Consider the following 12,173-nt stretch of genomic DNA (forward strand, 5'->3'; position numbering starts at 1 on the left):
GTATCCGAGTCGTCACCATCAACGGCCTGGGAGGCGCGGGGCTGTCAGTGGGTCGGCCTACGATTGGTGCATGGCAGCGGACCGTTCGAGCATGCGCGCGCCCACGACGGGCGGTCGCGCCGGTCTCGCGCAGGGCTCCGTCCCACTCGCGGTACGGATGCGCCCGACCAGCCTCGACGAGGTCGCCGGCCAGCAGCACCTGCTCGGCCGCGGGTCGCCGCTCGTGCAGCTCGCCACCGGTACCCGCGACAACCCGGGCGGTGTGTCGGTCATCCTCTGGGGTCCTCCCGGCACCGGCAAGACCACGTTGGCGCAGGCCATCGCGCGGCAGTCCGGGCGCGAGTTCGTCGAGCTCTCCGCGGTCACCGCCGGTGTCAAGGACGTGCGCGAGGTCATGGAGAAGGCCCTCACCCACCGCGACCTGTACGGGTCCACGACGGTGCTGTTCCTCGACGAGATCCACCGGTTCAGCAAGGCCCAGCAGGACGCCCTGCTGCCCGGTGTCGAGAACGGGTGGGTGATCCTCATCGCGGCCACCACCGAGAACCCGTCGTTCTCGGTCATCTCCCCGCTGCTGTCCCGGTCCCTGCTCCTGACGCTCAAGCCGCTCACCGACGCCGACCTCGGCATGCTCGTCGACCGTGCGGTGGAGGACCCCCGCGGCCTCGGTGGCGCGGTCGTCCTCGGTGACGAGGCACGTGGGGCCATCGTCCGGCTGGCCTCGGGTGACGCTCGACGCGCCCTCACGGCGCTCGAAGCCGCAGCGGCCTCGGCCACCGCGGCCCAGGACGACGACGACGACACCGTGCCGGTGGTCGACGCGGACACCGTCGCCGCGGCCGTCGACCGTGCACTCCTGCGGTACGACCGGCAGGGCGACGAGCACTACGACGTCATCAGCGCCTTCATCAAGTCGGTGCGGGGGAGCGACGTCGACGCCGCGCTGCACTACCTCGCGAGGATGATCGAGGCGGGCGAGGACTCCCGGTTCATCGCGCGCCGGATCATCATCTCGGCGTCCGAGGACATCGGTATGGCGGACCCGCAGGCGCTGCCCATCGCCGTCGCGGCGGCTCAGGCCGTGCAGCTCATCGGCATGCCCGAGGGCCGCATCCCCCTGGCCGAAGCCGTCGTGTACCTGGCGACCGCGCCGAAGTCGAACGCCGCCTACAACGGTGTGAACGCGGCGATGGCGGACGTCAAGGCCGGCCGGATGGGCACCGTGCCGATGCACCTGCGCGACGCGCACTACGCCGGGGCGAAGCGACTCGGCCACGGCAAGGGCTACGTCTACTCGCACGACGCCGAGCACGGGGTCGCCGAGCAGCAGTACCTGCCCGATGCGCTCGAGGGCACCGAGTACTACACCCCGACGGCGAACGGCTACGAGCGCGAGGTCGGTCCGCGGCTCGAACGACTCCGGAAGATCACCCGCGGGCAGTAGGACGGCACGTCGACTTCCTGCTAGCATTGCCGGGCCTACGTCCTGGTCCTCGAGCACGGCTGCGTTGAGGACAGAGTGCCACTCCGGTGGTACGGGGGCAGAGGTTCGGACTGTAGCCGTCCGATCCCACAGGCTCATCCCTCTGGATCCCGTCGTCGGGGCCGCGGGCACTCGCGTGCCCGGCCTCCGGTGAGTATTCAGTTCGAACAGAGAAAAGGACCCTGTGTCTACCAAGTCACGTACCCGCAGCAAGACCCGCCTGTCGCGCGCACTCGGCATCCCGCTGACGCCGAAGGCGGCCCGTTACCTCGAGAAGCGCCCCTACGGCCCCGGTGAGCACGGCCGTACGCGCCGTCGTGCGGACAGCGACTACGCCGTCCGCCTCCGTGAGAAGCAGCGTCTGCGCGCCCAGTACGGCATCCGCGAGAAGCAGCTCCGCATCGTCTTCGAAGAGGCCCGCAAGACGAAGGGCCTGACCGGTGAGAACCTGGTCGAGCTCCTCGAGCAGCGCCTCGACGCCCTCGTGGTCCGTGCCGGCTTCGCCCGCACCACCGCGCAGGCCCGTCAGCTGATCGTGCACCGTCACCTGCTGGTGGACGGCAAGCTCGTGGACCGCCCCTCCTTCCGCGTCAAGGAGGGCCAGCTGATCCACGTCAAGCCGAAGTCCGAGTCGATGGAGCCCTTCCAGGTCGCCGCTGCCGGTGGCCACCAGGAAGTCCTGCCGAAGGTCCCGGGTTACCTCGAGGTCGAGATCGACAAGCTCCAGGCCCGCCTCGTGCGTCGCCCGAAGCGCGCCGAGGTCCCCGTGACCTGTGAAGTGCAGCTCGTCGTCGAGTACTACGCAGCTCGCTGATCCACTGATCACACCCGAACGGCGGGTCGTCCTCTCGAGGACGGCCCGCCGTTCGGCGTTCCGGCCCGCAACACGACGTCGTCTTGGCGATACGCCTCCAGCTGCGCGAGACGCCGCCGGTTTCGGCGGCGTCGTGCGGACACGACGGCGTCTTGCTCGGGGCAGTGGGCGCGGTCTCGGGCGGACGGGAGGCTCGGGCCGCGACGTGCGCACCGCCTCCCGTCCGGTCCGTGGTCGGCCGCAACACGCCGGCGTCTTGGCGGTACACCTCCAGCTACGTGAGACGCCGCCGGTTTCGGCGGCGTTGTGCCGACACGACGGCGTCTTGCGGACGGGGACGCGTCGAAGTGCCCGGCGGCTAAGCTTGTCCGGGCATGCACCGCCAGGGTGCACAGAGGGAGAGGCACCGTGAAGCAGCTGTTCTTCGTCGCGGTCGGCGTCGTCATCGGGTTCGCCGTGGCGCACCAGGTCGCCAGGACCCCCGGAGGCGCACGGCTCTTCGCCGTCGTCGACGCGAGCACGAAGGCCTTCACGGGCGCGGTCGCCGACGGGTACCGGTCCCGCGGGGCCGAGCTCCGCACCGACGTCTGAGTCGTCGAGCTCCACCGCGGTCCGGCCGCACCGTCGACCCGCCTCCACCTCCCACCCCCGACCTGAACGCAGGAAGCACCATGCAGACCGCAGAGATCCGCCGCCGTTGGCTCCAGTACTTCGGTGACCGCGGCCACACCGTCGTCCCGTCCGCGTCCCTCGTCTCCGACGACCCGTCGCTCCTCTTCACGGTCGCCGGCATGGTGCCGTTCATCCCGTACCTGACCGGGCTCGTCCCCGCGCCGTACCCCCGTGCCACGAGCGTGCAGAAGTGCATCCGCACGAACGACATCGAAGAGGTCGGCAAGACCCCTCGCCACGGCACGTTCTTCCAGATGAACGGCAACTTCTCGTTCGGCGACTACTTCAAGGAGCAGGCGATCCAGTTCGCCTGGGAGTTCCTGACCAACCCGGAGTCCGACGGCGGACTCGGCTTCTCGCCCGACGACCTGTGGGTGACGGTCTACGAGGACGACGACGAGGCGATCGCGTTCTGGAAGCAGCACTCCTCCCTGCCCGAGGAACGCATCCAGCGCCTCGGCAAGGACACGAACTACTGGTCCACCGGCCAGCCCGGACCCGCAGGCCCCTGCTCCGAGATCTTCTTCGACCGCGGGCCCGAGTACGGCATCGACGGCGGCCCGGCCACCGACGACGACCGGTACGTCGAGATCTGGAACCTCGTGTTCATGCAGTACCAGATCGCGGACGTCCGCTCGAAGTACGACTTCGAGATCACCGGCGAGCTGCCGAACAAGAACATCGACACCGGCATGGGGCTCGAGCGCGTCGCCTTCATCAAGCAGGGCGTCGACAACATGTACGAGATCGACCAGGTCCGCCCCGTCCTCGACCGCGCGTCCGAGATCTCCGGCCGCCGCTACGGCGCCGTGCACGAGGACGACGTCCGCATGCGGGTCATCGCAGACCACGTGCGCTCCGCGCTCATGCTCATCGCCGACGGTGTGAGCCCGTCGAACGAAGGCCGCGGGTACATCCTGCGTCGGCTGCTGCGTCGCACGGTCCGTGCGATGCGCCTGCTCGGGGTCGAGACCGCGACGTTCCCGGAGCTGTTCCCGGCGTCCCGCGACGCGATGCGCGACGCCTACCCCGAGGTCGCCTCCGACTACGAACGCATCGCGCGGATCGCCTACGCGGAAGAGGAGACGTTCCTCCGCACGCTCGCGCAGGGCACGACGATCCTCGACGTCGCCGTCGAGCGCGCGAAGCAGGACGGTGCGCCGTCCATCGGCGGGGACACCGCGTTCCTGCTGCACGACACCTTCGGGTTCCCGATCGACCTGACGATGGAGATGGCCGAAGAGGCCGGGGTCCACGTCGACCGGACCGCGTTCGAGACCCTGATGTCCGAGCAGCGTGCCCGGGCGAAGGCCGACGCGAAGAGCAAGAAGACCGCGATCGCCGACCTGAGCGTGTACAGCGCGTTCCGGGCGAAGGGCGAGACGGTCTTCCTCGGCTACGACGCGCTCGAGGCCGAGACGAACGTGCTCGGCATCATCGTCGGCGGCGTCAGCGTCGACCGGGCCGTGGCGGGCGACATCGCCGAGGTCATCCTCGGCGAGACGTCGCTGTACGCCGAGTCGGGTGGTCAGGACGCCGACCAGGGATCGATCGTCGGCAACGGCTTCGACCTCGAGGTCCTCGACGTCCAGCGTCCCGTCGCCGGCCTCTGGAGCCACACCGTCCAGGTCCGCTCCGGCGAGGTCGGCGTGGGCGACGCGGCGAGCACCGTGGTCGACGCCGAGTACCGCCGCGGCGCCACGCAGGCGCACTCCGCGACGCACCTGGTGAACGCCGCGCTCCGCGACATCCTCGGCCCCGAGGCGCTGCAGGCGGGTTCGTACAACAAGTCCGGCTACATGCGCCTCGACTTCTCGTGGTCGCAGCCGATCTCGCTCGCGACCCGCTCCGAGATCGAGGAGGTCGTCAACACCGCGATCCGCACCGACCTCGAGGTCTCCACGCGCATCATGCCGATCGACGAGGCCAAGGCGCTCGGTGCGCAGGCGCTCTTCGGTGAGAAGTACGGCGCCGAGGTCCGCATGGTCGACATCGGCGGTCCGTGGTCGCGCGAGCTCTGCGGTGGGACGCACGTCGCGTCGAGCGCCCAGATCGGACTCGTCAACCTGGTGGGGGAGTCGAGCGTCGGGTCGACCAACCGCCGCGTCGAGGCGCTCGTCGGGCTCGAGGGCTTCCGTGACCTGGCGGTCGAGCGGACCATCGTCTCGCAGCTCTCCAGCGCGCTGAAGGCGCCCCGTGCCGACCTGCCCACGCGCGTGCAGTCGCTCATGGAGGATCTCCGCACCGCGCAGAAGCGGATCGCCGAGTACGAGTCGGCGAACCTGCAGCAGCGGGTCCCGTCGATCGCCCGGACCGCGACGACCGTCGGCACGACCACCGTCGTGGCCGAGACCGTCGACGGCCTGCAGTCCGGCGACGACCTGCGCTCGCTGGCGACCGGGGTCCGCGCACAGCTCGGTGACGGCGCTGCCGTCGTCGTGCTCGGTGCCGTGGTGAGCGGGAAGCCGATCGTGATCGTCGCGACCAACGACGCGGCGCGCTCCGCGGGCGTCCAGGCGGGTCCGCTCGCCAAGGAGGCCGCCGGTGTGCTCGGTGGTGGCGGCGGCGGCAAGCCGGACCTGGCCCAGGGCGGCGGCACCGACCCGGCGGCGCTCCCGGCTGCGCTCCGCGCCGTGACCGCTCGGATCGCGGGCTGATCGTGGCGATCCGGTCCGGGCGGCGGCTCGGCGTGGACGTCGGCCGCGCCCGGATCGGGATCGCAGTGTGCGACCGCGACGGGTTGCTCGCGACGCCGGTCGAGACCGTGCGTCGCGACGACTCGTCCGACCTGCGTCGGATCCTCGAGATCGCGGACGAGTACGACGTGCTCGAGCTCGTCGTCGGACTGCCCCTGTCGATGTCCGGCGGCGACACCCCGTCGACGGACGACGCGCGGGCGTTCGCGGCCCGGATCGCCGAGCGCCGCCCGGTCCGGCTGGTCGACGAACGATTGTCCACGGTGACCGCCCAACGCGGACTGCACCAGGCCGGCAAGAACACGAAGAAGTCGCGGTCCGTGATCGACCAAGCGGCCGCTGTTATCATTCTGCAACACGCGCTCGACCACGAGCGCAGTGCCGGTGCCCCTCCGGGCACCACGCTTCCCTGACAGGGCGATCCACCGCGATCCGGCCGCCCTTCCGTCACCCGAGGACGACGGTGCCCAGGCGGAGTTCCCGACCGAGAGACCGAGAACCGTTGGCAGACGATCTGGACTGGAACGCGATCATCGCGCCCGGCAACGAAGCCGAGCGGCGGAAGACCACTTCCGACCGCGCAGCAGGTACCGATGACCGTGACGACTCCGCGCGGGTGACCTCGCAGCCGGACCGTCCGATGTCCCGTCGCGAGGCTCGGGCGCTCGAAGCGGAACGCGCTCGTCGCGACGCCGTTCCCGGGCCCGACTCCGAGCCGGCACCCGAGGAGCCCGCCGCCGCCGACCGCGTGGACCCCGATTCGACCGCGCCGCGTGAGCAGCCGGTACCGGAGCCCGCGCAGCCGCAGCAGGTGGCGCCGGACCTCCATCCCGAGGTCGCCGCGCTGCTGACCGGCGAGGTGCCCTCGGCGCCCGCCGCCGGCGGAGCCGGATCCGACGGTACCGACGACGCCGGGCGCACCGGCGGCGGTGGAGCCGCGGGAGGCGGCGGTCGTGGTGGCCGTGGCGGACGCGGGGGAGCCTCCAGGCCGCCGCGCGAACCGCGACCGATGCGCCGTCGCGGACCGCTCATCGCCGGCATCGTCATCGTCGCCGTGGTCCTCGCTGTCGGTGTGAGCGCGTACGCGTTCGCCGCCCCGAAGATCCAGCAGATCGTCGCCGCGGTCAGCGGCGCGCAGGAGCCGGATGACTACACGGGCACCGGCAAGGCCAAGGTGACCATCACGATCAAGCAGGGCGACATCGGCGAGAACGTCGCCGCGACGTTGCAGCGCAGCGGGGTCGTGAAGGACTCGAAGGTCTTCTACAAGCTGCTGCTGGCGTCACCCGACGTGCAGTTCCAGCCGGGTTCGTACTCGCTGAAGAAGCAGATGAGCTCGAAGTCGGCGCTGGCCGCGCTGCAGGACGAGAAGAACCGCGTCCAGGCCTCGATCGTGATCCCCGAGGGCACCGCGCTGGCCGACATCGAAGCCGGCATGGTCTCCAAGGCCGGACTGACCAAGGCCGAGGTCGACGCGGCAGCGAAGGACCTGTCCGCCTACGGGCTGCCGTCCGGCGTCACCACGCTCGAGGGCTGGCTGTTCCCCGCGACGTACCCGATCAACCCGGGGTGGACGGCGGAGCAGTACTTCAAGTCGATGGTCGACACGATGAAGGAGCGCCTGTCCGCAGCGGGCGTCGCCGAGGCCGACCAGGAGCACGTGATCGTGTTCGCATCGCTCGTGCAGAAGGAAGCCGGACTCGCGGCCGACTACCCGAAGGTCGCACGGGTGTTCCAGAACCGCCTCGACAAGGGCATGAAGCTGCAGTCCGACGCCACGGTCGCCTACGGCACGGGCAACACGCACACCGTCACGACGACCGACGCGGAGCGCGCCGACGCGTCCAACGAGTACAACACCTACGTGCACGACGGACTGCCGCCGGCACCGATCTCGAACCCGGGCGACGTCGCGATCACCGCGGTGACGAAGATGGCGACGGGGAACTGGGAGTACTTCGTGACGGTGAACCTCGAGACGGGCGAGACGGTGTTCTCGGACACGTACGCCCAGCACCTCGTCGCCGTGAAGCAGTTCCAGGCCTGGCTCCGCGCGCACCCCGATTACCAGTAGGACGGCGACGTCGCACGCCGGTGCGCTGTGGGAGGATTGCTCCATGCTTCGTTGGTTGACTGCTGGTGAGTCCCACGGACCCGAACTGATCGCGATGCTCGAGGGCCTGCCCGCGGGTGTCCCGGTGTCGTTCGAGTCCATCCGTACCGATCTCGCGCGCCGCAAGCTCGGCTACGGCCGTGGCTCGCGCATGAAGTTCGAACAGGACGAGTTGCACGTGTCCGGCGGTGTCCGGCACGGGTTCTCGCTCGGCAGCCCGATCGCGATCCGGATCGGCAACACCGAGTGGCCGAAGTGGGTCGAGGTCATGAACCCCGAGCCGGTCGAGTCCACCGAGATGTCGCGTGGCCGCAGCGCTCCGCTGACCCGCCCGCGCCCGGGCCACGCCGACCTGGTCGGCATGCAGAAGTACGGCTTCGACGAGGCCCGCCCGATCCTCGAGCGTGCGAGCGCCCGTGAGACCGCGGCCCGCGTCGCGCTCGGCGCCGTCGCGAAGTCCTTCCTCGCCGAACTCGGCATGCGGTCGGTCGCGCACACCCTGCAGGTCGGCACGGTCCGCGTGCCGGACGGCACCGACCTGCCGCTGCCCGACGACGTCGACCGTCTCGACGACGACCAGTTGCGCTGCTTCGACGCCGACACCTCGGCGCGCATGGTGACCGAGGTCGAGGCCGCGAAGAAGGACGGCGACACCCTCGGCGGCGTCGTCGAGGTGCTGTTCTACGGCGTCCCGCCGGGGCTCGGTTCGCACGTGCAGTGGGACCGTCGACTCGACGCCCGGCTGGCTGCGGCGATCATGGGCGTCCAGGCGATCAAGGGCGTCGAGGTCGGCGACGGCTTCGCGACCGCTGGTCGTCGCGGCTCCGCGGCCCACGACGAGCTCTACCGCGAGGACGGCGAGATCTACCGGACGAGCGACCGCGCCGGCGGCACCGAGGGCGGCATGTCCACGGGCACCGTCCTGCGCGTCCGTGCCGGCATGAAGCCGATCGCGACCGTGCCGCACGCGCTGCACACCGTCGACGTCGTCTCGGGCGAGGACGCCTCGGCGCACCACCAGCGGTCCGACGTCTGCGCGGTCCCGGCCGCCGGGGTCGTGGCCGAGGCGATGGTGGCGCTCGTGCTCGCCGACGCCGTGCTCGAGAAGTTCGGCGGCGACAACGTCGTCGAGACCAAGCGCAACCTCGACGCCTACCTCGCGTCGATCCCGGAGACGCTCCGCACCCGTCGGACGGAGCCGGCGGCACCGGCCGACGCGTCGTGAGCAGGAACGGCGGCGGCGCCGCGCCCGGGGGTGCCCCGCCCGGCGGCGCCGCACGAGGTCCGGCTGCGCCCGTCGTCGTGATCGGCCCGATGGGCGCCGGCAAGTCCAGCGTCGGCAAGCGCGTCGCGAAGGCGCTGGGCGTGCCGTTCACCGACACCGACCGGGTCATCGTCCGCGAGCACGGCCCCATCCCCGGCATCTTCTCCGACCGCGGTGAGCCGGCCTTCCGTGCACTCGAGGCCGACGCCGTCCGGACCGCCCTCGGTACCGGGGGCGTCATCGCCGTCGGCGGCGGAGCGGTGACGCACGCCGCCACCCGCGAGGCACTGTCCGGCGCCCGCATCGTCCTGCTCACCGTCTCGCCCGAGGCCGTCGCCGAGCGGATCGCCGGCTCGGACCGGCCCCTGCTCGCGAACGGCGGCATCGACGCCTGGCAGACGATCATGGACGAGCGCGCGGCGACCTACGCCGAGCTCGCGCACGTGGTCGTCGACACCTCGCGCCGTCCGATGTCCCGGGTGGTCGACGAGGTCGTCACCTGGCTGCGGAGCGACAGCAGCGCCAGCGGCGACAGCAGCGACAGCAGCGCCAGCAGCGACAGCGGCGCCAGCAGCGCCAGCCGACGCGACGACACCAGCACCACCACCGAAGGAGCACCGTGACCGACCCGATCCTGCCCGCAGGCACCACCGAGATCCGCGTCGGCGGTGACGACGGCTACGTGGTGGCGGTCGGCTCGGGTCTGCTCGGCTCGCTGCCCGCGATCCTCGGCCCCCGCGTCGCCAAGGTCCTCATCGTGCACGCCCCGACCCTCGGTGCGCGGGCGAACGACCTGCGCGACCTGCTCGTCGACGCCGGGCTCGAAGCCCTCATCGCCGAGGTGCCCGACGCCGAGGCCGCCAAGCGCATCGAGGTCGCGTCGTTCTGCTGGCAGATCATGGGCCAGTCCGACTTCACCCGCACCGACGCCGTCATCGGCCTGGGCGGCGGTGCCGTCACCGACCTGGCGGGCTTCGTCGCGGCGACGTGGCTGCGCGGGGTGCCGTACGTGTCGGTGCCGACGAGCGTGCTCGGCATGGTGGACGCCAGCGTGGGCGGGAAGACCGGCATCAACACGAACGAGGGCAAGAACCTCGTCGGTTCCTTCTCCGCCCCCCGCGCGGTGGTCGCGGACCTCGACCTCGTCCGCACCCTGCCGCGCAACGAGATCCTCACCGGCTTCGCCGAGATCGTGAAGGCCGGGTTCATCGCCGTGCCGGAGATCCTGGACATCATCGAGGCCGACGTCGCCCGCGTCACCGACCCGACGTCGCCGGAGTTCCGCCGCGTGGTCGAACTCGCCATCGCCCTGAAGGCCGAGGTCGTGTCCGACGACTTCACCGAGCAGGGACGACGCGAGATCCTGAACTACGGGCACACGCTCGGGCACGCCATCGAGCACGCGGAGCGGTACCAGTGGCGGCACGGTGCTGCGGTGTCGGTCGGCATGGTGTTCGCCGCCGAGCTCGCACGCCTGACGGGCCACCTCGACGACGCGACCGTGGACCGGCACCGGGCGATCCTGGACTCCCTGGACCTGCCGACGTCGTACGGTCTCGGCCGGTGGCAGGGCCTCCTCGCCGCGATGCGTCGCGACAAGAAGGCCCGTGCCGGCATGCTCCGGTTCATCATCCTCGACGGTGTCGGCAAGCCGGTGATCCTCGAGGGCCCCGAGGACCACCTGCTGTTCACCGCCTACCAAGAGGTCGGCGTCTAGTACTTCTGCACGCCCAGGTGGTCGCGCAGGTGCGGTCCGGTGTACTCGGTGCGGTGCAGTCCGCGGCGCTGCAGCTCCGGCACGGCCTTCTGGGTGAAGTCCTCGACCCCGGCCGGGAAGTGCGTCGGCACCGCCAGGAACCCGTCGCACGCCCCGGCCTCCGACCACGCCTGCATGGTGTCGGCGATCGTTGACGGTGACCCGATCATCTTCCGGTAACTGCCCTCGGCGAAGTACCGGGCGGTCTCGATGACCGACAGTCCCTGTTGCCGCGACACCGCCATGATCGCTGCACGGTGCGACTTGCCGGCGTTCGACTCGGGCAGCTCCGGCACGGGCGCGTCGAGGTCGAACTGCCGGAAGTCGACGCCACCGGCGAGGGGCTTCAGGTTGCTCAGTGCCAGGTCGTCGGGGATCAACGCCATCATGCGGTCGGCGAGGTCGCGTGCGTCCTGGTCGGTGTCGCCGACGATCGGGGTCATCCCGACGAGCACCTTGACGTGATCGGGGTCGCGGCCGAACCGTTCGGCGCGCGCCCGGATGTCGTCGCGGAACGCACGGCTCTCGTCCGGGTCGGACTGCAGGGTGAACACGACGTCGGCGGTGCGCGCCGCGAGTGCGCGGCCCGGCTCCGACGCACCCGCCTGGAACACGACGGGCCGTCCCTGCGGACTCCGACCCGTCGTCAGCGGTCCTCGCACGCGGAAGTGCTCGCCGTCGTGCTGCAGGAACCGCATCTTCTCGATGTCGAAGTAGGTGCCGGACTCCTTGTCGCGCACGATCGCGTCCGGGTCCCACGAGTCCCAGAGCCCGGTGACGACGTCGACGAACTCGCTCGCCCGCTCGTACCGGGCGGCGTGCTGCACGTGGGCGTCGAGTCCGAAGTTCTGGGCTTCGTCCTCGTTGAAGGACGTCACGAGGTTCCACCCCGCGCGGCCCTTGCTGATGTGGTCGAGGGTCGAGAACCGCCGCGCGAGGTTGTAGGGGTCGTTGAAGGTCGTGGTCGACGTCGCCGCGAGACCCAGGTGTGTGGTCCGCATCGCCAGGGCGGGCAGGAGCATCGTCGGGTCGAAGTGGATCGAGCGGGGGTTCGCGGCACCGTAGGTGTCGCCGGCCAGGATGTCGTTGCTGCGTCGGACTGCGGCCTGGTCCTCGAAGAACAGGGCGTCGAGCTTCGCCGCCTCGGCGAGTTCGGCGGCGCGGACGTAGTGGTCGATGCCGAGGTCGAGCTCGGGGACGGCGTCCGGCAGGCGCCAGGCGCCGAGGTGGTATCCGGGGAACAGGAACACTGCGAGGTGGATCGTGGTCACGGGGGTCCAATCGGAGGGGACGGCGGAGCAGGTGGGTGGGTGCGTCCGGCGGACGGCCGGGAGGCACGGAGCAGGGTGCGCGGATCGGCGCGGCTCGGCGAGAC

The 12,173-nt window shown here is 70.9% G+C and carries 10 protein-coding genes; 9 read left to right on the forward strand and 1 reads right to left on the reverse strand.

Translation table 11 applies throughout. The features are described 5' to 3' along the window. Nucleotides 1–91: 91 nt before the first annotated feature. From EDF42_RS05585 to aroB, 9 genes are all read left to right on the forward strand, one after another. Nucleotides 92–1,444, forward strand: coding sequence for a replication-associated recombination protein A (locus EDF42_RS05585; protein ID WP_111084157.1), 1,353 nt, complete (start codon nucleotides 92–94; stop codon nucleotides 1,442–1,444). Between the two features lie 223 nt (nucleotides 1,445–1,667). Further along, on the forward strand, nucleotides 1,668–2,297 hold the full coding sequence (rpsD, locus tag EDF42_RS05590) for a 30S ribosomal protein S4 (RefSeq protein ID WP_111083900.1): 630 nt from the start codon (nucleotides 1,668–1,670) through the stop codon (nucleotides 2,295–2,297). Nucleotides 2,298–2,705: 408 nt separating this feature from the next. Continuing rightward, nucleotides 2,706–2,888 carry a hypothetical protein gene (locus EDF42_RS05595; protein ID WP_111083901.1) on the forward strand — a complete coding sequence of 61 codons (183 nt, stop codon included), beginning with the start codon at nucleotides 2,706–2,708 and terminating at the stop codon, nucleotides 2,886–2,888. An 80-nt stretch (nucleotides 2,889–2,968) separates the two neighbouring features. Continuing rightward, the gene (gene alaS / locus EDF42_RS05600) at nucleotides 2,969–5,626 is read left to right on the forward strand and encodes an alanine--tRNA ligase (protein WP_123671699.1); all 2,658 of its coding nucleotides are present in this window, start codon (nucleotides 2,969–2,971) and stop codon (nucleotides 5,624–5,626) included. Nucleotides 5,627–5,634: 8 nt separating this feature from the next. Beyond that, nucleotides 5,635–6,078 (forward strand): Holliday junction resolvase RuvX, encoded by a 444-nt coding sequence (ruvX, locus tag EDF42_RS05605; protein WP_181437412.1) that lies wholly within the window; start codon nucleotides 5,635–5,637, stop codon nucleotides 6,076–6,078. Nucleotides 6,079–6,167: 89 nt separating this feature from the next. Then, a complete protein-coding gene (gene mltG / locus EDF42_RS05610; protein WP_260235141.1) occupies nucleotides 6,168–7,739 on the forward strand; it encodes an endolytic transglycosylase MltG in 1,572 nt (523 codons plus the stop codon). Between the two features lie 43 nt (nucleotides 7,740–7,782). Continuing rightward, nucleotides 7,783–9,003, forward strand: coding sequence for a chorismate synthase (aroC, locus tag EDF42_RS05615; protein ID WP_123671700.1), 1,221 nt, complete (start codon nucleotides 7,783–7,785; stop codon nucleotides 9,001–9,003). Next, nucleotides 9,000–9,665 (forward strand): shikimate kinase, encoded by a 666-nt coding sequence (locus tag EDF42_RS05620; RefSeq protein WP_260235144.1) that lies wholly within the window; start codon nucleotides 9,000–9,002, stop codon nucleotides 9,663–9,665. The genes aroC and EDF42_RS05620 overlap by 4 nt, the downstream gene beginning before the upstream one ends. Beyond that, nucleotides 9,662–10,759, forward strand: coding sequence for a 3-dehydroquinate synthase (aroB, locus tag EDF42_RS05625; protein WP_173168631.1), 1,098 nt, complete (start codon nucleotides 9,662–9,664; stop codon nucleotides 10,757–10,759). The genes EDF42_RS05620 and aroB overlap by 4 nt, the downstream gene beginning before the upstream one ends. On the opposite strand, the gene EDF42_RS05630 is transcribed toward aroB, so the two are convergent. After that, the gene (locus EDF42_RS05630) at nucleotides 10,756–12,069 is read right to left on the reverse strand and encodes an LLM class flavin-dependent oxidoreductase (protein WP_123671701.1); all 1,314 of its coding nucleotides are present in this window, start codon (nucleotides 12,067–12,069) and stop codon (nucleotides 10,756–10,758) included. The genes aroB and EDF42_RS05630 overlap by 4 nt on opposite strands. Nucleotides 12,070–12,173 lie beyond the last annotated feature (104 nt).

Origin of the sequence: Curtobacterium sp. PhB172, assembly GCF_003752545.1 — a bacterium.
Lineage (GTDB): Bacteria > Actinomycetota > Actinomycetes > Actinomycetales > Microbacteriaceae > Curtobacterium.

Bases quoted from the DNA above. Each gene is read 5' to 3' on its own strand.
- EDF42_RS05585 (WP_111084157.1), top strand. From the start codon at position 92: ATGCGCGCGCCCACGACGGGCGGTCGCGCCGGTCTCGCGCAGGGCTCC.
- alaS (WP_123671699.1), top strand. From the start codon at position 2,969: ATGCAGACCGCAGAGATCCGCCGCCGTTGGCTCCAGTACTTCGGTGAC.
- aroC (WP_123671700.1), top strand. From the start codon at position 7,783: ATGCTTCGTTGGTTGACTGCTGGTGAGTCCCACGGACCCGAACTGATC.